The organism is Pseudomonas sp. CMR5c (genome assembly GCF_003850545.1).
Lineage (GTDB): Bacteria > Pseudomonadota > Gammaproteobacteria > Pseudomonadales > Pseudomonadaceae > Aquipseudomonas > Aquipseudomonas piscis.
Genome location: NZ_CP027705.1, coordinates 3,556,357 through 3,578,965 on the forward strand (window position 1 = coordinate 3,556,357; position 22,609 = coordinate 3,578,965).

Below are 22,609 nucleotides of genomic sequence, written 5' to 3' on the forward strand. Positions count from 1 at the left end.
TGCGATAGTTAGTCCCACCAGCAGGACAATAAGGCCAATCCAGTGCAAGACCTCAACGATCTCTACTATTTCGCCAAGGTGGTGGAGGCCGGCGGTTTCACCGCGGCCGGCCGCCTCCTGGGCATTCCCAAGTCACGTCTGTCGCGGCGGATCGCCGAGCTGGAGGAGCGCCTGGGCGCGCGCTTGCTGCAGCGCACCACCCGGCAACTGAAGCTGACCACGGTGGGCGAACGCTACCTGCGGCATTGCCAGGCCATGTTGCTGGAGGCAGAGATGGCCGATGAAGCCGTGGCCAGCATGGCCAGCGAACCCCGGGGGCGGTTGCGGGTCTCGAGCCCAGTGGGCCTGGCCCATGAACTGCTGACGCCCCTGGTGAGCGGCTTCCTGCAAAAGTACCCCCAGGTGCAATTGGAGATGTTGCTGGTCAATCGACGCGTCGACCTGGTCAACGAAGGCATCGATGTGGCCCTGCGGGTACGGGAACAAGGTGACGAGGACCCCTTGCTGGTGACCCGTCGCCTGCGTCCGGCGCAAACGACGATGGTGGCCTCGCCCGCGTTCCTGCGCGAACACGCGGTGGAGCAGCCCGAGGACCTGCGCCGCCTGCCGATCCTCGGCGCCCTGGAAGCCGATCGCCTGGTGCACCTGCGCCTGCTGGACCAGCAAGGCAATACCTGCGAACTGGCCCTGGAGGCGCGGCTGGGCATCGACGACTTCATCGTACGCCGGGCCTGCGCCTTGGCCGGCCTGGGCTGCACCGTGCTGCCGATGCTGTATTGCGAGGAAGAACTGGCCAGCGGTCAACTGGTGCAGTTGCTACCGCAGTGGTCGCTGCCTGGTGGCTGGCTGCAAGCGGTCTATCCTCACCGACGCGGTGTGCTGCCGGCCGTCCGGGCCTGGATAGAGCACCTGCATGAAGCCTTCGAAGAATGCGGAGAACGATCGCTGTGAAAGCCAACACCCGAATGACCGAAGAGCAAGTGGCGAGTTTCTGCCTGGATCTGCCAGGTGCGCGGGAAGACTACAAGTGGGGCGGCGTGCGGGTGTTCTCCGTTGCCGGCAACAAGATGTTCGCCATGCAGAACCTGCGAGGCGACTCACTGGCCTTCAAGGTCGACCCGGAGCTGTTCCTGGGCCATGTGGATCGCCCGGGCATAGCGCCGGCGCCGTACCTGGCCCGAGCCCACTGGATCATCATGCAGACCCCCTACCCCCTGGCCGCAGCCGAACTGCAGCAGTTGCTGCAACGTTCCCACCAGCTAGTGGTGGCCAAGTTGCCCAAGCGGACCCAGGTCGGGCTCTTGCTCTAGAGCAGCCTCGACCAGCCGCCCTGCAAGAACAACCGGTCGATCCAGGACACCTGGTGCAAGGCGACGATCAGCCAGAACAGCGCCTGGTAGGACAGCTTGCGGGTCTTGTGTCGCAGCAATTGCTGGGCCAACAGCGCCCCCGGCCAGCCACCGGCCAACTCCAGGGCATGCAGGATGTTCTCCGGCGTGCGCTGGCCCTGCTCCCGGGCCTGGCGCTTGTCATGCCAATACGCCAGGAACGTCAGCAGGCTGACCGCACCATAGGCTGCCAGTGCAATGACCGAGCCGTCGCGCCACCATAGCGATAGCGCCCCATACAACGGCAAGGCGCACAGCAGGATGAACGCCAGCAGCTTGGCTCGGGGATGCTGGATCCGCCCAGAGCTGCCCTGGTGTCGCTCGGATCGGGAAGCCTTCACGCCTTGGCCGCCGCCCAGTCGATCCAGCCGAACTGCCAGGTCGCCAGGATCAACACGCCAAAGGCGATGCGGTACCAGGCGAAGGCGTCATAGCTGTGGTTGGCGATGAACTTCAACAGGCCCTTGACCGCGATCATGGCGAAGATGAAGGCGGTGACGAAACCGATGGCGAACACTGGCAAATCATCGGGCTGGAACAGATGCCGGTATTTGTAACCGGAGTACACCGCGGCCCCGACCATGGTCGGCATGGCCAAAAAGAACGAGAACTCGGTGGCGGTCTTGCGCGACAGCCCGAACAGCAAGCCGCCGATGATGGTCGAGCCGGACCGAGAGGTTCCCGGGATCATCGCCAGGCACTGGGTGAATCCCACCTTGAGGGCATCCTTCCAGGTGATCTCATCGACGTTGTTGGCATGCACCTGATGCTCGCGGCGCTCGGCCCACAGCATGATGATGCCGCCAACCACCAGGGCCGTGGCCACTGTGACGGGGTTGAACAGGTAGGCGTGGATCAGGTCGGCGAAAATCACCCCCAGCACCACCGCCGGCAGGAAGGCGATCAGCAGGTTGGCGGTGAAGCGCCGAGCCTTGGGCTGGGTCGGCAGGCCAATCACCACATCCAGGATCTTGCCCCGGAATTCCCAGACAACCGCCAGGATCGCCCCCAACTGGATGATGATATTGAAAGCCATCGCGCGCTCGCCGCCAAAGTCGAGCAAGTCGGCCACGATGATCTGGTGTCCGGTGCTGCTGATGGGCAGGAATTCGGTCAAGCCCTCCACAATCCCGAGTAGCAATGCCTGAAAGGCGGTCCAAAGGTCCATCGATCCCCCATGAAGCAATGCTCGTGGCATGCCTCTTTATAAATGTTCACTGCATCGAAATTGGCCGGGAATCCGGCATGTCAAAGATCAACACAAGCCCATGAAAATTATGTGAAAAAACCAGAATTGTTCAGGTTTTGCGCGAAGACGCCGAAATCCTAGCAGACAGGCGCAAAAAGCGTCGTGGTGTTATTGGACTTCCGTAGGGTAGGCGCTCCCGGACAAGCGTGCTTGGATGCTCTTAGTCGTTCATGACAAGAACAAGAACCTGGAGTGACCGGATGATGAAAAGCTTGCGAAAGATGTCAATCAGTCAGCGCCTGTGGCTGATCCTGATCGTGGCGCTACTGACCCTGGTGGCCCTGGGCGTGATGATGCTCCAGCAGATTCATGGCGACCTGTATCAGGCCAAGGCGCAGAAAACCCAGCATGTGGTGCAGACTGCCGCTGGCGTGCTCGATTACTACCAGGGACTGGAAGCCGCTGGCACCCTGACTCGCCAACAGGCGCAACAGCAGGCGCTACAGACGATTCGCGGGCTGCGCTACAACCAGAACGACTACTTCTGGATCAACGACCTGACGCCCGTGATGATCATGCACCCGGCCAATCCCAAGCTCGATGGACAGAACCTGGCCTCGATCAAGGATCCGGATGGCTTCGAGGTGTTCAACGAGATGGTGACCCTGGCCAAGGCCAAGGGCGCCGGCATGGTCGACTACCGCTGGCCCAAGCCCGGTGCCCAGGAACCGGTACAGAAGACCTCCTACATCCAGCTGTTCCAGCCCTGGGGCTGGATCATCGGCTCGGGGGTGTACATCGATGACCTGCAACAGGAGTTCCAGGCCCAGGTGCTGCGGGCGTCCTACGTGGGCCTGGTGATCGCCCTGCTGATGGGCGCCCTGGTGGTGCTGATCGTGCGCAGCATCGTCAGCCCATTGCGAGAGACCGTGCATGCCATGGCCAATATCGCCAGCGGCGAGAGCGACCTGACCCGCAGCCTCGACACCCATGGCCAGGACGAAGTGACCGAACTGGCCCGGCATTTCAATGGTTTCACCGCCAAGTTGCGTGGCGTGGTGACCCAGTTGCAGTCCAGCGCCGCCGCCCTGGAACAAGCTTCCAGCGAACTGGGCAGCAATGCCTCGCAAGCCCAGGAGCGCAGCCAGCAGCAATCGCAGCAGATGGAACAGGTGGCGGCCGCCATCAGCCAGGTGACCACCGGCGTCCAGGATGTGGCGCGCAGTGCCGAGCATGCCGCCGAGGGGGTCCGTGAAGCCGAGGTCCAGGCCCAGCAGGGCCAGGTGAACATCGACAGTAGCCTGCAACAGATCGACCAATTGTCAGGGACCATCGACCAGGCGGTGGAAGTGATCCGAACCCTGGCGGCCGAGAGTACCCAGATCGGCACGGTGCTGGAGGTGATTCGCTCCATCGCCGAACAGACCAACCTCCTGGCCTTGAACGCCGCCATCGAGGCCGCCCGCGCCGGCGAGCAAGGCCGCGGTTTCGCCGTGGTAGCCGACGAGGTGCGCCTGCTGGCCCAGCGCACCCAGCAGTCCACCGCGGAAATCCACGGCATGATCGAGCGCCTGCAGAGCCACTCCGAAGCCGCGGTTCGGGTCATTGGCGATAGCAGCCGAGCCTCCCAGGCGACCATCGAACAAGCCGGCCTGGCGGGCTCGAGCCTCAATGCCATCGGCCAGGTCCTGCACACGCTCAACGAGCTGAACGCCTCGATCGCCAGCGCTACGCTGCAACAGGCCCATGTGGTCGAAGACATCAACCATAACGTCGGCCAGGCCGCCGGCCTGTCCCAGGGAACGGCCTTGGCGGCCCAGCACTCCAGCGCCGCCAGCCGGCATCTCAGGGAGCTCTCCGAACAGCTCAACGGCCTCTTGCGACAGTTCCGCGTCTGACTCGCCAGGCAACCCGAATCCACCGCTGCGCATGCCGCCGGTGGATTCGGCCAACACCTGACGCCGCTGGCCAGTCTGGGTACAATCCGCCCCCTCTTCCACTTCCCAAGGAACCACCATGTCCGGGCTTGAACTGTTTGCCGCTGCGCTCGGCGTCATCGCCGTCTGGCTGACAGTCAGGCAGAACCCCTGGTGCTGGCCCATCGGTCTGGTGATGGTGCTGCTCTACAGCTGGATATTCTTCGAGGTCAAGCTCTATTCCGACATGCTGCTGCAGGTGGTCTACGCCGCATTGCAACTCTATGGCTGGTGGCAGTGGACCCGCGGCGGCGACCAGCACCAGGGACGCCCGGTCAGCCAGCTACAGTTCCCTGCCCTGCTCCAGGGCCTGGCCCTGGGCGCGGTCGGCAGCCTGGTGCTGGGGGCGGCCATGGCCCACTGGACCGACGCCGCACAGCCCTGGCTGGACGCGGCCCTGACTGCCTTCAGCCTGGTGGCGCAATGGTGGATGGCACAGAAACGCGTGCAGTGCTGGCCGTTGTGGATCGCCGTGGACGTGATCTTCGTCGGCCTGTTCATCTACAAGCAGCTGTATCTCACAGCCGCGCTGTATGCCCTGTTCACCTTGCTGGCCATCCAGGGCTGGCGGACCTGGCGCGCCGATCCGGCGCTACAGCCATGAAGGTACTGGTTCTGACCGGCCCGGAGTCCAGCGGCAAGAGTTGGCTGGCGGCCGAGCTGCAAGCCCATTTCGGCGGCCTGCTGGTGGGTGAATACGTGCGCCATTTCATGGAGCAGGAGCGCCGTGATACCTGCCTGGCGGACATTCCCCGGATCGCCCGTGGGCAGCTGGCCTGGGAGGACCAGGCGCGGGCACAACAACCCGAATTGCTGATCCTCGACACCCACCTGTTGAGCAACATCCTCTGGAGCCGAGCACTGTTCGACGATTGCCCGCCCTGGCTCGAAGAACAGCTGCTGGCCCGGCACTACGACCTGCATCTGCTCTTGTCGCCAGAACAGGTTCCATGGAGCGCCGACGGCCTGCGCTGCCAACCGGAACTAGAGGAGCGCCAGGCGTTCTTCCAGGCCACGCAGCACTGGCTGGAGCAACACCAGCAAACCTACAGGATCATCGGCGGCGATTGGTCGATGCGCCACCACCAGGCCTTCGAGCTGGTCCGGCAACAATTGCTGGTCTGAGCTGGCCAGTGTCCATTTCTGAAACACTCCTGCATTGAGCGGAGCACTGTTTTCCGGGGGCGCTGCCGCTTGCAGGTAAAACTGTTAAGCCCGCGATACACCCTCTTGGCAACCCGCATTCCAGAGCATTGGCCCGGTTATGGCCAATGGCCGTGCCCCTGTCCTGTCTCAGATTTGAAACAGCTGCGCGTGCCAGCAGCGGGCCGAATCTTCAAGTCATTGATTATGCGAAACAAATAAAAAGCGGCACGGCTCCTGCTCTCTCCCTCCCAACGCTGACTAGGGCCAGCACTGAGAAGAAGGAATGCCGCCGTGGGGACTCTGCATAAAAGTTTCACCCGCCTGTTGCTGATCGGTTGCGCCATCAGCGCGGTGCCCAACCTTCCCGCCATGGCGGCAGGCAATGGCGAAATCATCCTCGAGCGCCAGATGTACGCAACGCCGATCGGCCGCGCCCGCAATCTGGACAACAACCCCACCACCGTCAATGCCAACCCTTCTGGGGTCGTCACCGGCATGACCAATGGCGAAATCAGCGACAACGACTTTGCCGGTATCAGCAGCGGCGCACTGGTGCGCGGTGCGGTGATGCCCAATGGCAACGGGGTATCCGGCATGAACATCGTCACCAACCCCAACGGCCTGCCTGGCATGAGCGCGGGCCATGGCGGTGGCTCCGGGGCTTCGATCTCCAATTCGATCAACCGCTCCATGGGCGCTGCCATGGCGCCGCTGAACAACATAGGAGGCCGGTGAGATGAAGCTTTCACTGATCCTGCTGGCCCTGCTGGGCTGCACCTCGGCCATGGCCGACAGCGGCAGCCAGGTCCAGGATACCGCCATCATCGGCAACTCCGGTGCAGGCTACAAAGGCAACCTGAACATCAACCAGGCCGCTGGCGACCAGCAACAACAGGCCAACGTACGGGCCATCGCCATCGGTACCAATGCCAGTGCAAGCACCGGCGTGACCCAGAAAATCACGACGCCCGCCGACCGCTCGGTCAACGCCAGCAGCACCATCGGCGGCAACTCCTTCAGTAACGGCAACGGCGCACTGGGCGTGAACCAGTCGTCCGGCGCCAACAACCAGATGGCCAATGCCCTGCGGATCAGCATCAGCGCCAATCCGCAGGGCATGGACGACAGCGCGCTCTCGCAGCAGAACGTCGCGCTGTTACCAAACTCAGGAGCACCTGATACCCATCAAGGCAGCCGCCAGGTCGTTACCAGCGACCAGGCCTTCACCGGCAGCCGGGGAGTCGTCCAGGTGAACCAGAGTGCCGGGGTGGGGAACCAGATGGCTAACACCCTGAGCATCCGGGTCGCAGACTGACCCTTCGTAGTGCGATTGGAAAGTACCAACACTTAACCAACTAATAAGCACCGGAGAAACACCATGAAACCAACAATGGCTCTCAAACCACTGGTTTTCGCACTGGCCGCCGTCATGGCAATGGCTGCCCAGGCAGGTGGGAACAACAACGGTCACCATGGTCATGGCAATGGCCACCACAACCAAGGTCCGGATCTCAACACTCTGCTGCAAATCACCGCCGGGGCCGGTGCCGCAGTCATCGATGTGCAAGACAGCAACACCAACGTGGTGAAAAACCAGGGCACCAACAACAACGCCAAGATCGAAGGTTCGCTCAACGGCTCCAACGGCAACATGGGCGCCAACGTCGCCGCCGGCGATGGCAACCAACAAGACAACGCCGCCGCCCTGGCCACCGCCGATGAACGCTTCATCTTCGGTAGCGCAGTGGCCGTCTCCAGCGCCACCCAGCTGAACAACAACAACTATGTGAAGAACTCTTCCACCCAAAACAATGCCGTGCTCAACAACTCCGGCAACAACGGCTCGGGCAACCTGGGCATGAACGTCACCGCCGGCGACTTCAACCAACAGAAAAACAACCTGGCGATCGCCGTATCCGGCGGCCGTGTAGCCACCGCCGCCACCTCGGCCAACCAGTCCTCGACCAACCTGGTCGTGGAAAACAAAGGCGTCCAGACCTACAAGAAAGACACTCTCAGTGGTGGCTTCGTAGCGTCCGGCAGCTACAAAGGCACCGGCACCGGCAAGATCGAAGGCGACGACGATCATGGCCATGGCAACAAAGGCCACGGCAACGACGATCAGAAATTCACCTTCAAGGAACAAGGCTCCATCGAGCTGGCCGGCTACTGGACCCAACAAGTGCTGACCAAAGACGGCTGGAAAGCTCCTGTGGTCAACAACGCCAGCATGACCAACTCGATGAACGGCTTCTCCGGCAACGGCGGTGCCAACGTCTCGGCCGGCGTGGGCAACCAACAAAGCAACTCGCTGTCCATCGCCGCTGGCTGCAAAGCCTGCATGTAGTCGCGATCGTAACGAAAGCCCCGGAAACGGGGCTTTTCCACAGTCTCACCAGGCGAAACGATCATGCGTACTGCAATCCTCATTCTGGCGCTCAGCCTTTGTGGTCCGGTACATGCTGCACAGATGGCCTTTGCCGGGCTCCCCGATGGTGGCTTGCTCTTCAAGAAGGTACAGAGCGTACGCGAACGCAAGTTCGCCGACCTCGTCGAGCAGAAGACCGACTTCAGCTGCGGCGCCGCCTCCTTGGCGACCATCCTGCGCCAGGCCTACTGGCTGGATGTCGACGAAGAGCATGTGATCAAGGGCATGCTGACGACCTCGGACCAGCAACTGGTCCAGACCCAGGGTTTCTCGATGCTCGATATGAAGCGCTACGCCGAAAGCATCGGCATGCGCGCCCGCGGTTATCGGATCCCAGCCGACAAGCTCGACTCCGTGAGCATTCCGGTGATCGTGCTGATGGAGATCCGCGGCTACAAGCACTTCGTGGTGTTGCAGCGCACCCAGAAAGACTGGGTATACATCGGTGACCCGGTCCTGGGCCACAAGCGCTATACCCGCGACGATTTCGTCAAGGGCTGGAACGGCATCGTCTTCGCCATCATCGGCCCCGGCTATGACAAGACCAACGCTTTGCTCGACCCACCGACTCCACTGACCGCGAAAAACAAGCTCGATGCCTTCTACCCGGTCAAAGATGCGGAGCTGATGGATTTCGGTTTCATCCAGAGCGACTTCTTCTAGAAGCCCAGACAACTAGAAAGGGGCAGGATGCTCCGGGAGCAGCAGATGAAGACTTCATACTGGCTGGCCGCGGCCTGCCTGGCAGCAGCTCTTCCGGCCCATGCGGGTTTCAAGCCCATCGAAGTGCAGGACCAGGAACTCTCGCAACTGCGCGGCCGTTATGTAATGCCCGGGCGGATCATCAGTTTCGGCATCGTCATGAGCAGCACTTGGCGTAACGCCAGTGGCGACTTGATCGGCGCCAGCAGCACCTTGCAGATCCAGCAGTCCACCGTCCAGCCACAGTTCTACGTCACTACCATCAACCAGAGTGGCAATGGCAGCACGCCGGCCCAGGGCACCGGCAATGTGATCGGCGGTGCGGGCCTGGGTACCGGCCAGGGCGTGACCCAGGTGGTCCGCGCTGCGGGCGACGGCAACAGCGCCTACAACAACGTCAGCATCAACGTCAGCGAGGCCAACCAGGCGCCGGTCCAGGTCAACAACCCAGGCCAGGCCCTGCTGAGTGGTCAGACCATCACCAGTAGCAACGCTGCCGGCAGCGTCTCGGTCTCGGCGCTCAGCGGCGGCGTCCAGATGGCCATCCAGGCCAGCGCCAACCAGGGCAATACCCTGCAGCAAGTGGCCCAGGGCAACGTCTTGCAGAACACTCGGTTGTTGGGCAACAGCAACTTGGTGAACAACCTCACGCAACTCAATGTTGTCCTACAAAACAACGGCCCAAGCACCGGCGCGCTGGACTGCAACCTGACTACGCTAAACGGACTACGCAACTTGAAATTCTGATCTACGCTGCTTTCGACCACTGGGGTTTACAAGGGACGGTTTATTTCATGTATCGATCGGTTTCACTGCGCGCGGCAGTTTGTTTGAGTACTCTCTTGCCGATGGCGCTGCAAGCAGCGCCTGAATCGGATGTAGAGACCCTGAAACGGGAACTCCTGGAGTTGAAGCAGCGCTATGAAGTGCAGCAGAAAGCCCTGGCAGTACTGGAGCAACGGGTCCGGCAGGTCGAGGACCAGCCCGCTGCGCCACCACCCAGACGCTTGGTGAAATCCCCGGCCGATCTCAAGGGTAACCAGCAAGTAGCCGGTACCGGGGCCACAGCAGCCTCCGGCGGTGCCGGTGGTGGTGCCAGTTATGGACAGTCGCTCAAGGATGATTCGACTCCAGCCCAGAGTGTGACCAACCTCTACGACGAGGCCAGCGGCTTCTTCGGCGGCGGCAAGTTCAGCTTCGAGACCGGCTTGACCTACGCCCGCTACGACACCCGCCAGTTAACCCTGAACGGCTTCCTGGCCCTGGATTCGATCTTCCTGGGCAGCATCAACCTGGACCGGATCAAATCCGATACCTGGACCATGGACCTGACCGCCCGCTACAACCTGGATAATCGCTGGCAGTTCGATATCAACGCCCCGGTGATCTACCGTGAATCCACCTATTCGTCCGCCGGTGCCAACGGTGGCTCGGGACAAAGCATCTCGGAAGATACCGTCACCCGCAATCCGACCCTGGGTGATGTCAACGTCGGGGTCGCCTATAAATTTCTCGACGAGTCCGAAAGCCTGCCCGATGCCGTGGTCAGCCTGCGGGTCAAGGCCCCCACCGGCAAGGACCCTTTCGGCATCAAGTTTGTTAAGAAAGAGGACAACAGCAACCTGGCCGTACCGGAAAGCCTGCCGACCGGCAACGGCGTCTGGGCCATCACCCCGGGGATTTCCCTGGTCAAGACCTTCGACCCCGCAGTGCTGTTCGGCAGCCTGTCCTACACCTACAACATGGAAGACTCGTTCAGCGACATCAGCCCCAACCCTGCCGAGAAGTCCCCAGGGAAGGTCAAGTTGGGCGACAGCTTCCAGATCGGCGCCGGCGTAGCCTTCGCCCTGAACGAGAAGATGAGCATGGCCTTCTCGGTTTCCGACCAGATCCAGCGCAAGAGCAAGATCAAGTACAAGAACCAGGACTGGCAATCGGTGCAGTCCAGCGACGCCAACGCCGCATACTTCAACGTCGGCATGACCATCGCCGCCACCGAACACCTGACCATCGTGCCCAACCTGTCGCTGGGCATGACCCAGGACGCACCGGACTTCACTTTCAGCCTGAAATTCCCCTACTACTTCTAAGCCGCTCCAAGGACCAGGGCCCGCAGCGATTCCCCAATCGCTGCGGGCCCTGGTTTTTCCACCCTAGCGGATCTGGTGCTTGTGCAGCAAACGGTAGAAGGTCGGGCGCGAGATCCCCAGGACCCTGGCCGCGACACTGAGGTTGTCACTGTGGCGGTTCAGCACATCGCACAGGGCCTGGCGTTCGGCACGGTGCTTGTAGTCTTCGAGAGTGCCCATGGGCGCATCCTGGTCCGGCAAGCCATGCAGCCCCAGGTCGCTGGCCTGGATCTGCCGACCTTCGGCCAGTACCAGGCCACGCCGTACCCGGTTGGCCAACTCGCGGACATTGCCCGGCCAGTCATGCTTGCCCATGGCCACCAGGGCGTCCTCGCTGAAGCTGCGGGGCCGGCGACCGGTTTCCTGACTGTAGAAATGCGCAAAGTGGCTGGCCAGCATGCCCAAGTCACCGTGGCGCTCGCGCAAGGGTGCGGTGATCACCTGCAGTACATTGAGCCGGTAGTACAGGTCCTCGCGAAACCGCCCGCTGGTAATGGCCTGCTCGAGGTCCACGTGAGTAGCGGCCAAAACTCGCACATCCACCGGAATCGGCTGGCTGCCACCGACCCGTTCGATGTGTTTTTCCTGCAAAAAACGCAGCAGGTTGGCTTGTAGCTCCAAGGGCAGGTCACCGATTTCATCGAGGAACAACGTGCCGCCATTGGCCGCCTCGATACGCCCGACCTTGCGTTGGTGGGCTCCGGTGAAGGCGCCCTTTTCATGACCGAACAGCTCGGACTGGATCAGGTGCTCGGGAATGGCCCCACAGTTGATGGCGACGAACGGCTTGCCATGGCGCTGGGACTGGCGATGCAGGGTGCGGGCCACCAACTCCTTGCCGGTACCGCTCTCCCCGCGGATCAATACCGGGGATTCAGTGGGCGCCAGCTTGCCGAGCAGTTTGCGTAGATCGCGAATGGTGCGGCTGTCACCCAGCAGCTCGTGTTCGGGCTGATCCACATGGACCGAGCCCTGGCCGCGCAAGCGGGCCATGCCGAACGCCCGCCCCAGGGTCACCTGGACCCGGGATACATCGAACGGCAGGGTGTGGAAATCGAAGAACCATTCGCAGACGAAGTCCCCGACCTTTTGCAGGCGCAGGACCTCCTGGCTCAGCACCGCAATCCACTCGGTGCCACTGCGACTGATCAGGTCCTTGACCGCTTCCGGACGCTCCAGATGGAAAGGCTGCAGGCGCAGCAGACCGACATCGCAGGAGCGCTCACGGGCGGACTCCAGGTCACAGCTGTCGACATCCCAGCCGATGGTGCGCAATCCAGGCAACAAACGGTGGCAATCATCACAGGGGTCAACCACTAGCAAGCGACGCTGCACAGGAGCTTCGAGCATGACTGTTCCTTGCCGCCACAGTGAGGAAAAGTTATTAGAAACAGTGGTTTGGCAAACCTGGCAGTAACATTAGCAAGAACTTGACGCACGGATGTATCGATTGCTTATAGCGCTGATTGCCAAAGGAACTAAAGTGCCACTTTAGATGGCCACTTCAGCGACCGATTGTCGCAGTTATTTTTTGACCCCCCCCGCAACTAAGGGCTCTGCCCCGGGGCTTGCACATGAAAGATGTAAAAACTTGTTTTTCAGTGTGACCCGTCCCCTACCTCGGTGCATCAGTACAAATAACCAGCCGAACGGTAAGCCCAACCGACGGCACATCATTTGATTGGGCACATAGAGAGAAGACCCCATGAACGCCCCGCTCCGTATCAACGAAGCACTTTTGATCGCCGACCGCGCATTCAAGCCTTTCCAATGCGTGGCCTGGGCTCCACAGGACGGTAACGGCGAGTTGAGCCTGACTGTCATCGACCGTACCAGCACCCGTATCGGCCATGCGCAGATCCCCTGCAGCGCCTACTCCGATCCAGCCCAGCTGGAAACCCTGCTCAACCAGGCGCGTGCCGAACTGAGCCAGGAAGGATATGCACTGCAATCTTGGGCCATGCCCAAGTAAGCGATGCTGTTAACGGATCACCCGAACGGGTGATCCGTTGTTTTAAGCCCGCAACTAAGCAAGCTTTACGCTTGACCTTCTCTACAACTGTCCCTCTTGCGACATTAGTTGCCCTGGCTGTTCTAGCAAGCATCTCGTGCAAACCATTCCGGTGCTCCACGAACTGCTGTTTCCAGTCATTCCGATTATTTTTCCCTGGGTCTCGCTCATGGCCGTCCCATCAGTGGATCGCTGATGCTGTGCTCGCCGGTTTCCAGGCGCCCGGCAACCCTGCGCAACCAGCCGCCGTCACTGTGCAAGGTCAGGTCATACCAGCCACCGCTGGACTCGCAGGGGAACACCTGGCGTACCTCGCCCCCCGCCGGGATCGACAACGTCCAGGGGCCCTGCTGGGTGTAAGGGCAACGATCGATGCTGACCGTCGCCGCCTGCCCACCCGGATTGCTCAAGGTCAGTTGCAACTGGTGCTGGCTGGACGTCACCAATAGTTCCGGCTGACGCTGTTGCATCTGGCCGTGGAAACTGCGATGGAAACCATTTGGGCCCAGAACCCAGAGCTGGTAGCGCTCGACCACTGTCCAACTGTCCTGCAACGCCTTGCCGGCTTCCAGCGTATAACGGCGGGGAATATCCCCCAGGTGCAGGCCGTCGTAGACATGCAGGACGGCCCCCTGGGTCCCGGTGTTCTGCAGACTCAGGGACAAGGTCCGGGCCTTGTGGTCGACCTGGCTATCGACGTGCAAGCGATATGGCAAGGCCCGCGAGGGACGCGCCAGGCGCTTCTGCTGCGGCACCAACTGCTTGCTGGTCGAGGGTACCGGCACCGGCAACAGTTTTTCCTGGCGTTGGCGCAAGCTGTCGGCAGCCTGGCGAGTGGTGGTTTGCAGCGCAGGCAACGGCTCGTGGTTGGGATCGACGAAGTTGAACGCCGAGGTCAAGTCGCCGCATACCGCGCGGCGCCAGGCACTGACATTCGGCTCACGGACGCCGAAGCGTTTTTCCAGAAATTGCAGCACCGAGGTGTGGTCGAACACCTGGGAGTTGACCCAGCCACCCCGGCTCCAGGGCGAGAGCACCAGCATCGGTACCCGCGGCCCGGGTCCGTAGACCCCACCGTCCGGTCGCGGCTGCTGGGTCGAACCTGCCGGAGCCGGATGCTTGAACAGCTCGCTGTCGAACGCCAGGGTCGACTTGCCGGCGAAAGTGCCGTCCTTGCGCTGGGAAGGTGCCGAGGGCGAAGGCACATGATCGAAAAAGCCATCGTTTTCGTCATAGGTCACCAGCAGCACGGTCTTGCTCCAGACCTCGGGGTTGCTGGTCAAGGCCTGCAGGATCTCCTGGGTGAACCAGCCGCCCTGCACCGGGCTCGACGGCCCCGGGTGCTCGGAATAGGCCGCCGGGGCCACGATCCAGCTGATCTGGGGCAACTTGCCGGCCTGCACGTCGCTGCGAAAGCCGCCGATGATGGCCTCCAGGTTGCTGCCAGTGCTGGCCGGCAGGGTATTGCCATTGCCCTTGTACAGCGGTGCCACAGCATTGAGCGCGTCGGTATAGGGTACGAAGGCGTTGAAACCGCTGGGGGGCTGGGCCGGGTTGCCCACCTGCACGCTAGCGGCCCGGTACTGGCGAAAGCCTGCCAGCGGGTTGTCGCCGAAGTTGTCCGGCAGATGCTGGTAGACCTTCCAGCTGACGCCCTGCTCTTCCAGGCGTTCGGGATAGGTCTTCCAGGTGTAACCGACATTCACCGGCCCCGGCCCATCCCACTCATTGACCACGGCAGCCACTTGCCCGCCAGTCGGCCCGTTGGTGCCGGTCCAGAGGAACAGTCGGTTGGGGTTGGTGCCGGCATGCACCGCGCAGTGGTAGGCATCGCACAGGGTGAAGGTACTGGCCAGGGCGAACTGGAATGGCAGCTCCTGCTCGCTGTAGTAGCCCATGGAGGTGTTGGTCTTGTAGGTCGGCCAGGCATTCATGCGGCCGTCGCTCCAGGCCGAGTGGGCATCGCTCCAGGTATGGGGCGTGCCGCTGACCCGCTGGGCGTTGCCTCGGGAACTGTCCAAGTGATAGGGCATGACCACCCGGCCCTTGCCCTGCTGTTCCCAGACTTCACGCTGGCCGGACAACGGGATGGTGAAACGGTCGCTGAAACCGCGTACACCGGGGAAAGTACCGAAGTAATGGTCGAAGGAACGGTTTTCCTGCATCAGGATGACTACATGCTCGACATCCTTGATCGTCCCTGTGCGGTTGTTCGCCGGTATTGCCAGGGCCTGGCGAATGGAGAGCGGCAAGGATGAAAAGAACGAGCCGATGGCGGCGGCTTGCAAGAGCTTCCTGCGTGAAATATTGGGCATGGGTCAATGAGTCCTTGTGATTGCAACGCGATATATAACGCTGCTTGCAAGGTATTCATTTCTAATAACAATGCAGTGACACTGATATTGCAATGAGTGCAATTTCCAATCATTGGCCGACTTATTCTCCAGCACTAAAGTCGCCACTAGCTTATATATGAATGGCCTTGGAAGAATCTTTGATGAATAAAACTCCCGAGCTTGCAAAGTGCCAGTAGCGGCACTCCTTGATCAAGCTTGAAGCCCATGAAAACCGGGAGCAACCCATGCTTGCTCCCGGGGTCTTTCATATATTCAAGCTGCGTAGGCTACTGCAGCTCGTCAGCTACCTCGTTGCGCTGGACCCGTAATGGATTGAAGGCCAGGCGAATGAACTGCGGATCCCGCGCGAGCTTGTAGTCCTCGCCGACGAAGTACTCCTTGGCCGCAGGATCGTTCTTGGCCAGGTACAGGATCCAGGCGGTGGTGATACCGGCAAACTCGTTTTCCTTGAGACTTCGCACCGGACTAAAGTGCGTGGCGTTATGGGCAGTGGCGCTCCACCCCGGCACCGCCTTGATCAAACCGCCCTGCCACAGCCGCGGCCAGGCCCAGGCCGGTACCACCACATCCGCGGCGCCGGTGAGCACCAGCGTTGGCGTACGGACCGTAGAGCCCAGGCCGATAGGCCCGGGTTCGATCGGCAGCGAACCTATGTACTGGAGTTGCGGGTCAATGGACTTCAAGGTGTCGGGCATGAGGCTCGAGGAAAGAATCGACGCCCCACCACCTGCCGAATGCCCGGCCACTATGGTCCGCGCCAGGTCGACCTTGCCAAATAGCGGCGAGGTCGGGTCCTGGTTGAGCTTGCTCAACTCCACCGCCCCCAGGACATGCATGCTCGGCGCGGTATTGATGAAGTCCGAAGACACCACCACGATGAAGCCGTAGCTGGCCCACAGCCTCAACAGTTCGGTGTATTGCCCCTGGTTGGAAAGAATGCCACCGACGAAGTTGACTACCGGCAACTTGTCCAGGCTCTTTATATTGGCCGGGTAATAGACGCTGGTGGAAATAGGATTGGAGAACCCGTAGGGAAATGACTGGTTGCATTGAAGGCTGTTGTCCAGCAACAGGATCTTCGCCAGCACTCCCAGTAAACCACGGCAGTCACTCAGGACCGCATTGGTCGCCACATTGTAGGGGCCGGGTGACTTGGCGAATTGTTCATTGGCCAACCCCAGCGCCGGAACCAGTTGCGAAGCGCCTGCCAGGCTGACAGAAGCCAGCAATGCACCGCCCACGCAGAGCTTCATTGCAAGTTTGCGTATTGCCTTCATGGTAATTCCCTTTATTTGCCTGCTTTCCCTGCAAGGCCGAATACCGGTACCTGGCCGTGCCCCCTTGAATATCGAGCAGATGAACTTCGAGGTGATGACATGGAACCGCAACACCTGTGAAACACTGCCGCATTAGTTATGCAGCAGCCTGGCGCGACCCTAGAACAGGAGAAAATGGCAGGTCAATGGTTATTTGCCGCCAACCTCACCTAGGGGCGGTGCAAGCACTCAGGCCCCAAAGATTGTGGCAAAAGATTTCATCGTTTCTTGATTCTCCTTCTCGCTTGCGGCAAGTTGCGCGCTTCTCACTACAAGGAGCAGCCAATGTCCGGTTCAATGGCCCAGGCGTTCGCCCACAATTTTCTCGGCCACTCACCCCGCTGGTACAAGGCAAGCATCGTCGCGTTCCTGCTGCTCAACCCATTGCTGTGCTTCTGGGTCAGCCCGGCCGCCGCCGGCTGGTGCCTGGTGATCGAGTTCATCTTCACCCTGGCCATGGCCCTCAAGTGTTACCCCCTGATGCCCGGCGGTCTGCTGCTGGTGCAGGCGATGTTGCTGGGCATGGCCACGCCCCAGGCGTTGTACGACGAACTGGTGCACAACTTTCCGGTGATCCTGCTGTTGATGTTCATGGTCGCCGGTATTTATTTCATGAAGGAGTTGCTGCTGTTCCTGTTCTCTAGGCTGCTGCTGGGGGTGCGCTCCAAAGCGCTGCTGGGGTTGCTGTTCTGCTTCTTGTCGGCCTTTCTCTCGGCCTTTCTCGATGCCCTGACCGTCACCGCTGTGATCATCAGCGCCGCGGTGGGCTTCTATTCGGTGTACCACCGGGTGGCATCGGGCAACGACCCGCGCCAGGACAGCGGCTATGGTGACGACCGGCAACTGCCGGCGCTGCACCATGATGACCTGGAGCAATTTCGCGCCTTCCTGCGCAGCTTGCTGATGCACGGCGCGGTGGGCACCGCCCTGGGCGGCGTCTGCACCCTGGTGGGCGAGCCGCAAAACCTGCTGATCGGCCATGAGATGGGTTGGCATTTCGCTGATTTCTTCCGCCAGGTCGCACCGGTATCCCTGCCGGTACTGGTGGCGGGGCTGGTGACTTGCGTGCTGCTGGAGAAGCTGCGCTGGTTCGGCTACGGCACCCTGCTGCCGGACAATGTCCGCCAGATCCTGGCCAACTACGCCGCCGAGGACGATGCCCAGCGCACGGTCCGCCAACGCGCGGCCCTGCTGGTGCAAGGCTTGGCGGCCCTGATACTGATCGTCGGCCTGGCGCTGCATGTGGCCGAGGTTGGGCTGATTGGCCTGTTGGTGATCGTGCTGATCACCGCCTTCACCGGTATCACCGACGAACACCGCCTGGGCAACGCTTTCAAGGACGCCATGCCCTTTACCGCCCTGCTGGTGGTGTTCTTCGCCGTGGTGGCGGTGATCCACCAGCAACAGCTGTTCACGCCGCTGATCCAGTGGGTGCTGGCGCTGCCGGCGGATCGCCAACCGGGCATGCTGTTCATCGCCAATGGCCTGCTGTCGGCCATCAGCGACAACGTATTCGTGGCCACCATCTACATCACCGAGGTCAAGCAAGCCTTCCTCAACGGGCAGATGAGTCGCGAACACTTCGAGACCCTGGCCATCGCCATCAACACCGGCACCAACCTGCCCAGCGTCGCCACGCCCAACGGCCAGGCGGCGTTCCTGTTCCTGCTGACCTCGGCCATCGCGCCGCTGGTGCGCCTGTCCTATGGCCGCATGGTATGGATGGCCCTGCCCTACACCCTGGTGATGGGCGTGCTGGGCTGGTACGCAGTCAGCTACTGGCTATAAAGAGGGATTGATGACGCTGCCAGGGCCCCTGGCAGCGGTTGCAGGCTCAGCGCAGCAGGATATAGCGCTCGATCGCCTGGGCGGCGCCATCTTCCAGGTTAGTGCCGGCGACCACATCGGCCAGGCGCTTGACCTGCTCTTCGGCCTGGCCCATGGCGATCGACAACCCGGCGCGCTGGAACATCGCCGAATCGTTGCCGCCATCACCCAGGGCCGCAGTGCGCGCAAGGGGCACGCCGAGGTATTCGGCGAGCGTCGCCAAGGCCTGGCCCTTGTCCGCCTGCACGGCGGTGACATCCAGGAACCGCGGTTGCGACCGCGAGACCTGGGCCTGCCCCGCGGTCTGCTGTTGCAGGTGCGCCTCCAGCTCCATCAGCAAGCGAGCGTCGCTACTGGCTGCCACGACCTTGTCGACGCAATGCAGGTACTCCTCGAAGCTGTCCACCACCTGCGGCGCATAACCCAGGGCCTGCTGCTCCAACGGCAGCAAGGGTCCATCAGGATCGCGCACCAGCCACTGATTGTCGGCGAAGACCCAGGTCTCGACCTGGGGATAGGGAGCGAACAGCAGCAGCGCCGCAACGACCGCCGCTACCGGGACATGGTGGCGAGCCAGGTAGCGTCCATCGGGATGGACAATGCTGCCGCCGTTGAATCCGGCGCTGGGCAGCTCCACCCCGAGTTCTTCGAGTTGCTGTCGCATGGCCCGTGGCGGACGCCCGCTGGCCAGGCTGAAACCGATACCGGCGTCATGCAGGGCACGCACGGCGGCAATGGTTCGCGGGCTGAGACTGTGGTCCGGACGCAACAGCGTGCCATCCATGTCGCTCAGCACAAAGTCGATGGGGTAGGCGTTCGAGCCGCTCATCCCAGGGGACGCCAGACCCGGCCATCGCGGACCAGCAATTGATCACCCGCATCCGGCCCATCGGTGCCGGCCGGATATTGTTGCAGGGTCGCATCTTGCTTCCAGGCGTCGAGGAATGGTTGTACCGCACGCCAGCCATTCTCGATGTTGTCCGCACGCTGGAAGAGCGTCTGGTCGCCGATCAGGCAGTCGTAGATCAGCGTTTCGTAGCCGGTGGACGGCTGCATCTCGAAGAAGTCCTTGTAGGCGAACCCCGACTCGATGCGCGCCATGTCCAGGGTCGGCCCGGGTTTCTTCGCCAGCAGGTCGAACCACACACCTTCGTCGGGCTGGATCTGGATCCGCAGGTAGGTCGGCATCAGGCGCTCCACCTCGGTGTCGCGAAACTGCGCATAAGGCGCCGGCTTGAAGCAGATGACGATCTCGGTGTCGCGCACGCTCATGCGCTTGCCGGTACGCAGGTAAAACGGCACCCCGACCCAGCGCCAGTTGTCGATCATCACCTTGAGCGCGACATAGGTCTCGGTGGTGCTGTCGGGTGCCACGTTGGTTTCCTCGCGGTATCCCGCCAGGCTCTTGCCGTCCAGCTTGCCGGCGCTGTACTGGCCGCGCACCGAGTTGGCCCGGGCCTCGTCCAGCGTCCAGGGACGGATGGCACCCACCACCTTGGCCTTCTCGCCGCGCACCGCATCGGCACCGAAGGCCGCCGGCGGCTCCATGGCCACCATCGCCAGCAGCTGGAACAGGTGGTTGGGCACCATGTCCCGCAGGGCGCCGGTGTTTTCGTAAAAGCTGCCACGGGTTTCCACCCCGACGGTTTCCGCCGCGGTGATCTGCACGTGGTCGATGTAATGATTGTTCCAGAACGCCTCGAACAGGCTGTTGGAGAAACGGCTGACCAGGATGTTCTGTACGGTTTCCTTGCCCAGGTAATGGTCGATGCGGTAGATCTGCTTCTCGCCCATGACCTTGAGCAGGCAGGCGTTGAGGGCCTCCGCGGTCTGCAGATCGGAACCGAAGGGTTTCTCGATCACCACCCGGCGAAACGCTCCAGGCTGCTCTTGCAGCAGCCCTGCGGCTCCCAGGCGTTGCACCACCTCACTGAAGAAGCGCGGTGCGGTGGCCAGGTAGAACACTGCGTTGCCGGTGCCGCTGGCGGCGATTCGCGCCGCCAGCTCGACATAGGTGGCATCGTCCAGGAAATCCCCCTGGACATAGCTGATGCCACGGGTCAGGCGCGCCCAGACGTCGGCATCGACACTGCTCCCCTGCCCTTGTTTCTTGAGTACTTCGTCGCGAAGGAAATCTTCCAGCAAGGTGGCGAACTCACTGTCGCTCACCGCGTTGTGATCGACGCCGACGATCCGCAGCCCCTCGTCCAGCAAACCATCGCGACTGAGGTTGTACAGCGCCGGCATCAGCAGGCGCTTGACCAGGTCGCCACGGGCGCCGAACAGGAACAGCGTGGTCGCCGGGGCCGGCAATGCCTTGGACTTCCTTCGCTCGGTCATTTCTTCCCGGTCTCCACATGGCCGCCAAAGCCGAAGCGCATGGCCGAGAGGATCTTGTCGCCATAAGTACCCTGGCCACGCGAGCGATAACGGGAGAACAGCGAGTTGGACAGCACCGGAACCGGCACCGCCTGCTCCATGGCCGCCTCGATGGTCCAACGGCCTTCACCGCTGTCAGCCACCGAACCGGAGAAACCGTCCAGCTTGGGATCGCTGGCCAGGGCGTCGGCGGTCAGGTCCAGCAACCAGGACGAGACCACACTGCCGCGCCGCCAGACTTCGGCGATATCGGCGACATTCAGGTCAAAGCGCTGGTCTTCCGGCAGGCTTTCCGAGTTCTTGGTCTTGAGGATGTCGAAGCCTTCGGCGAAGGCCTGCATCATGCCGTACTCGATACCATTGTGGATCATCTTGACGAAGTGCCCGGCACCGGCCGGACCAGCGTGGATATAGCCACGCTCGGCGCGGTCGTCGCTGGCGACACGGTCCTTGGTGCGGGGGATCGACCCCATGCCCGGAGCCAGGGCGGCGAACAGCGGGTCAAGGCGCAGCACTTCATCGGCGTCGCCACCGATCATCATGCAATAGCCTCGCTCCAGGCCCCAGACGCCGCCGGACGTGCCGACATCGATGTACTTCAGGCCCTTCTGTGCCAGGTCCCGGGCGCGGCGGATGTCATCCTTGTAGTAGGTGTTGCCGCCATCGATGATCACATCGCCCGGCTCCAGCAACTGGCTCAGGGTGTCGATGGTCTCTTCGGTGGGCGCGCCGGCGGGCAGCATGACCCATACCGCACGCGGCTGTTGCAGGCCAGCCACCAGGGCCGGCAGGTCGGCGACGCCCTTGGCGCCTTCGGCGGCGAGGGTGCTGATGAAGTCGGTGTTGCGGTCAAAGACTACGGTCTCGTGCCCATTGAGCATCAGGCGCCGTGCAATATTGCCGCCCATGCGGCCCAGTCCGATAATCCCCAGTTGCATGTGCTGATGCTCCTACTGCCAAAATCCAGATCGAAAATATATAGCCCAACGGGCCAGGTGAAACTTCAAGGTGCGCAACTATACAAGGCAAGGCGCCTCAAGACAGCGCAATCTTTGCCTTGGCGGACGAGTTTCCGTCTCCGGCTGCCCCTCCTGGCGTCGCAGGACCACGATCTGCAGCGCCCTATCGTCCCCTGAACGGGGCCCATGGGAGATTAGTCAGCAGCACCTGCAGCGAAGTTTCGCAAAACATGGGTGGATTACGACGCCCAGCGCCGCGAAGGCACAATGACCATCAAAAATAAAAAAGTTCCATTGAGCCGAAAAATAAATAAAATTGCCCGCCAGGCGAGACAGCGCGATGCGGACCCACTGCAACCATGCCGCCTGTGATAGCGCTTTGTGCAAGCAATGGGAATCGCGAAGCATAGTCAAGACCCGCCATTTGCGAGGTGAAGCAATGGGCACAGTAGTAGCGGCACGACCTGCACAAACCCTGTACGTCACCATTCGCCGTGACGAACTGCAGCAGCTCAAAGATGAACGCGACCAGCTGCAAAAAGAGCTCGCGCAAATGCGCCTGCTGCTACAGAACCAGGACCTGCAACCGGTAGACTTCGCGCTTCGTTCCCGGACGAACTGAATCATCCCGCTCTCGAGCGCAGCCCAACGTTGCGCTCGTTGCCAGCAGCCCCTTCCCCCAGCTCTTGTTGACGGGCATCCCGCCCCGGAACCCAGGCACGAAATGCCAACGTTCTGCTGACGAACTTTTCACACTTGCCTATCGATACTCCCGGCCATTGTGGCCGCTTTGTTACATAGA

At 61.7% G+C, this 22,609-nt stretch carries 22 protein-coding genes; 14 read left to right on the forward strand and 8 right to left on the reverse strand.

Annotated features, from left to right (window positions below; all coding sequences use genetic code 11):
- The first annotated feature begins 42 nt into the window (after positions 1-42).
- Together C4K40_RS16350 and C4K40_RS16355 are read left to right on the forward strand one after the other, a co-directional pair.
- Positions 43-951 carry a LysR substrate-binding domain-containing protein gene (locus C4K40_RS16350; RefSeq protein ID WP_053130254.1) on the forward strand — a complete coding sequence of 303 codons (909 nt, stop codon included), beginning with the start codon at positions 43-45 and terminating at the stop codon, positions 949-951.
- A 14-nt stretch (positions 952-965) separates the two neighbouring features.
- Entirely contained in the window at positions 966-1,310 is a 345-nt protein-coding gene (locus tag C4K40_RS16355) for an MmcQ/YjbR family DNA-binding protein (RefSeq protein WP_053131373.1), read from the forward strand.
- On the opposite strand, the gene C4K40_RS16360 is transcribed toward C4K40_RS16355, so the two are convergent.
- Both C4K40_RS16360 and C4K40_RS16365 read right to left on the reverse strand, forming a co-directional pair.
- On the reverse strand, positions 1,307-1,729 hold the full coding sequence (locus tag C4K40_RS16360; protein ID WP_053130257.1) for a DUF1294 domain-containing protein: 423 nt from the start codon (positions 1,727-1,729) through the stop codon (positions 1,307-1,309). The genes C4K40_RS16355 and C4K40_RS16360 overlap by 4 nt on opposite strands.
- Complete coding sequence (locus C4K40_RS16365; protein WP_053130259.1) at positions 1,726-2,556, reverse strand: undecaprenyl-diphosphate phosphatase; 831 nt, start codon at positions 2,554-2,556, stop codon at positions 1,726-1,728. The genes C4K40_RS16360 and C4K40_RS16365 overlap by 4 nt, the downstream gene beginning before the upstream one ends.
- A 284-nt stretch (positions 2,557-2,840) precedes the next feature.
- Between C4K40_RS16365 and C4K40_RS16370 the strand changes: the two genes are divergently transcribed.
- The 9 genes from C4K40_RS16370 to C4K40_RS16415 all read left to right on the forward strand — a co-directional run bounded on the left by C4K40_RS16370 (position 2,841) and on the right by C4K40_RS16415 (position 10,919).
- Positions 2,841-4,475 carry a methyl-accepting chemotaxis protein gene (locus tag C4K40_RS16370; protein ID WP_053131376.1) on the forward strand — a complete coding sequence of 545 codons (1,635 nt, stop codon included), beginning with the start codon at positions 2,841-2,843 and terminating at the stop codon, positions 4,473-4,475.
- A gap of 118 nt (positions 4,476-4,593) precedes the next feature.
- On the forward strand, positions 4,594-5,157 hold the full coding sequence (gene pnuC, locus C4K40_RS16375) for a nicotinamide riboside transporter PnuC (RefSeq protein WP_053130262.1): 564 nt from the start codon (positions 4,594-4,596) through the stop codon (positions 5,155-5,157).
- Positions 5,154-5,678, forward strand: coding sequence for an AAA family ATPase (locus C4K40_RS16380; protein ID WP_022638882.1), 525 nt, complete (start codon positions 5,154-5,156; stop codon positions 5,676-5,678). The genes pnuC and C4K40_RS16380 overlap by 4 nt, the downstream gene beginning before the upstream one ends.
- A 312-nt stretch (positions 5,679-5,990) precedes the next feature.
- Positions 5,991-6,434, forward strand: coding sequence for a hypothetical protein (locus C4K40_RS16390; protein WP_022638883.1), 444 nt, complete (start codon positions 5,991-5,993; stop codon positions 6,432-6,434).
- A gap of 1 nt (position 6,435) precedes the next feature.
- Complete coding sequence (locus C4K40_RS16395) at positions 6,436-7,014, forward strand: hypothetical protein (protein WP_022638884.1); 579 nt, start codon at positions 6,436-6,438, stop codon at positions 7,012-7,014.
- 63 nt (positions 7,015-7,077) lie between these two features.
- Entirely contained in the window at positions 7,078-8,046 is a 969-nt protein-coding gene (locus C4K40_RS16400; protein WP_031319908.1) for a hypothetical protein, read from the forward strand.
- A 63-nt stretch (positions 8,047-8,109) separates the two neighbouring features.
- A complete protein-coding gene (locus C4K40_RS16405; RefSeq protein WP_031319909.1) occupies positions 8,110-8,790 on the forward strand; it encodes a C39 family peptidase in 681 nt (226 codons plus the stop codon).
- 45 nt (positions 8,791-8,835) lie between these two features.
- On the forward strand, positions 8,836-9,576 hold the full coding sequence (locus tag C4K40_RS16410; RefSeq protein WP_031319910.1) for a hypothetical protein: 741 nt from the start codon (positions 8,836-8,838) through the stop codon (positions 9,574-9,576).
- A 47-nt stretch (positions 9,577-9,623) separates the two neighbouring features.
- Positions 9,624-10,919, forward strand: a complete 1,296-nt coding sequence (locus tag C4K40_RS16415; protein ID WP_031319911.1) for a hypothetical protein — start codon at positions 9,624-9,626, stop codon at positions 10,917-10,919.
- Positions 10,920-10,982: 63 nt separating this feature from the next.
- Here the strand turns inward: C4K40_RS16415 and C4K40_RS16420 are convergent, their stop codons facing one another.
- Positions 10,983-12,308, reverse strand: a complete 1,326-nt coding sequence (locus C4K40_RS16420; RefSeq protein ID WP_022638889.1) for a sigma-54 dependent transcriptional regulator — start codon at positions 12,306-12,308, stop codon at positions 10,983-10,985.
- 355 nt (positions 12,309-12,663) lie between these two features.
- On the opposite strand from C4K40_RS16420, the gene C4K40_RS16425 reads away from it, so the two are divergent.
- Positions 12,664-12,930, forward strand: coding sequence for a hypothetical protein (locus C4K40_RS16425; RefSeq protein WP_022638890.1), 267 nt, complete (start codon positions 12,664-12,666; stop codon positions 12,928-12,930).
- Positions 12,931-13,136: 206 nt separating this feature from the next.
- Here C4K40_RS16425 and C4K40_RS16430 read toward each other — a convergent pair whose 3' ends face one another.
- Positions 13,137-15,284, reverse strand: coding sequence for a phosphocholine-specific phospholipase C (locus C4K40_RS16430; RefSeq protein WP_053130264.1), 2,148 nt, complete (start codon positions 15,282-15,284; stop codon positions 13,137-13,139).
- Between the two features lie 308 nt (positions 15,285-15,592).
- Positions 15,593-16,603 (reverse strand): hypothetical protein, encoded by a 1,011-nt coding sequence (locus tag C4K40_RS16435; RefSeq protein ID WP_031319912.1) that lies wholly within the window; start codon positions 16,601-16,603, stop codon positions 15,593-15,595.
- A gap of 324 nt (positions 16,604-16,927) precedes the next feature.
- On the opposite strand from C4K40_RS16435, the gene nhaB reads away from it, so the two are divergent.
- The gene (gene nhaB / locus C4K40_RS16440; protein ID WP_053130267.1) at positions 16,928-18,430 is read left to right on the forward strand and encodes a sodium/proton antiporter NhaB; all 1,503 of its coding nucleotides are present in this window, start codon (positions 16,928-16,930) and stop codon (positions 18,428-18,430) included.
- Positions 18,431-18,476: 46 nt separating this feature from the next.
- Here nhaB and C4K40_RS16445 read toward each other — a convergent pair whose 3' ends face one another.
- The 3 genes from C4K40_RS16445 to gnd are packed head-to-tail and all read right to left on the reverse strand — an operon-like array spanning position 18,477 to position 21,786.
- Positions 18,477-19,298 (reverse strand): Cof-type HAD-IIB family hydrolase, encoded by an 822-nt coding sequence (locus C4K40_RS16445; protein WP_053130270.1) that lies wholly within the window; start codon positions 19,296-19,298, stop codon positions 18,477-18,479.
- Positions 19,295-20,809, reverse strand: coding sequence for a glucose-6-phosphate dehydrogenase (gene zwf, locus C4K40_RS16450; protein ID WP_053130273.1), 1,515 nt, complete (start codon positions 20,807-20,809; stop codon positions 19,295-19,297). Before zwf ends, C4K40_RS16445 begins: the two co-directional genes overlap by 4 nt.
- Positions 20,806-21,786, reverse strand: coding sequence for a phosphogluconate dehydrogenase (NAD(+)-dependent, decarboxylating) (gnd, locus tag C4K40_RS16455; protein ID WP_053130276.1), 981 nt, complete (start codon positions 21,784-21,786; stop codon positions 20,806-20,808). Before gnd ends, zwf begins: the two co-directional genes overlap by 4 nt.
- A gap of 460 nt (positions 21,787-22,246) precedes the next feature.
- On the opposite strand from gnd, the gene C4K40_RS16460 reads away from it, so the two are divergent.
- On the forward strand, positions 22,247-22,429 hold the full coding sequence (locus C4K40_RS16460) for a DUF6026 family protein (protein WP_053130279.1): 183 nt from the start codon (positions 22,247-22,249) through the stop codon (positions 22,427-22,429).
- The last annotated feature ends 180 nt before the right edge of the window (positions 22,430-22,609 follow it).

Coding starts and splice junctions, on each gene's coding strand:
- C4K40_RS16355 (WP_053131373.1), top strand. CDS start 966: ATGACCGAAGAGCAAGTGGCGAGTTTCTGCCTGGATCTGCCAGGTGCG.
- C4K40_RS16365 (WP_053130259.1), bottom strand. CDS start 2,556: ATGGACCTTTGGACCGCCTTTCAGGCATTGCTACTCGGGATTGTGGAG.
- C4K40_RS16370 (WP_053131376.1), top strand. CDS start 2,841: ATGAAAAGCTTGCGAAAGATGTCAATCAGTCAGCGCCTGTGGCTGATC.
- pnuC (WP_053130262.1), top strand. CDS start 4,594: ATGTCCGGGCTTGAACTGTTTGCCGCTGCGCTCGGCGTCATCGCCGTC.
- C4K40_RS16380 (WP_022638882.1), top strand. CDS start 5,154: ATGAAGGTACTGGTTCTGACCGGCCCGGAGTCCAGCGGCAAGAGTTGG.
- C4K40_RS16395 (WP_022638884.1), top strand. CDS start 6,436: ATGAAGCTTTCACTGATCCTGCTGGCCCTGCTGGGCTGCACCTCGGCC.
- C4K40_RS16400 (WP_031319908.1), top strand. CDS start 7,078: ATGAAACCAACAATGGCTCTCAAACCACTGGTTTTCGCACTGGCCGCC.
- C4K40_RS16405 (WP_031319909.1), top strand. CDS start 8,110: ATGCGTACTGCAATCCTCATTCTGGCGCTCAGCCTTTGTGGTCCGGTA.
- C4K40_RS16410 (WP_031319910.1), top strand. CDS start 8,836: ATGAAGACTTCATACTGGCTGGCCGCGGCCTGCCTGGCAGCAGCTCTT.
- C4K40_RS16415 (WP_031319911.1), top strand. CDS start 9,624: ATGTATCGATCGGTTTCACTGCGCGCGGCAGTTTGTTTGAGTACTCTC.
- C4K40_RS16420 (WP_022638889.1), bottom strand. CDS start 12,308: ATGCTCGAAGCTCCTGTGCAGCGTCGCTTGCTAGTGGTTGACCCCTGT.
- C4K40_RS16425 (WP_022638890.1), top strand. CDS start 12,664: ATGAACGCCCCGCTCCGTATCAACGAAGCACTTTTGATCGCCGACCGC.
- C4K40_RS16430 (WP_053130264.1), bottom strand. CDS start 15,284: ATGCCCAATATTTCACGCAGGAAGCTCTTGCAAGCCGCCGCCATCGGC.
- C4K40_RS16435 (WP_031319912.1), bottom strand. CDS start 16,603: ATGAAGGCAATACGCAAACTTGCAATGAAGCTCTGCGTGGGCGGTGCA.
- nhaB (WP_053130267.1), top strand. CDS start 16,928: ATGTCCGGTTCAATGGCCCAGGCGTTCGCCCACAATTTTCTCGGCCAC.
- C4K40_RS16445 (WP_053130270.1), bottom strand. CDS start 19,298: ATGAGCGGCTCGAACGCCTACCCCATCGACTTTGTGCTGAGCGACATG.
- zwf (WP_053130273.1), bottom strand. CDS start 20,809: ATGACCGAGCGAAGGAAGTCCAAGGCATTGCCGGCCCCGGCGACCACG.
- gnd (WP_053130276.1), bottom strand. CDS start 21,786: ATGCAACTGGGGATTATCGGACTGGGCCGCATGGGCGGCAATATTGCA.
- C4K40_RS16460 (WP_053130279.1), top strand. CDS start 22,247: ATGGGCACAGTAGTAGCGGCACGACCTGCACAAACCCTGTACGTCACC.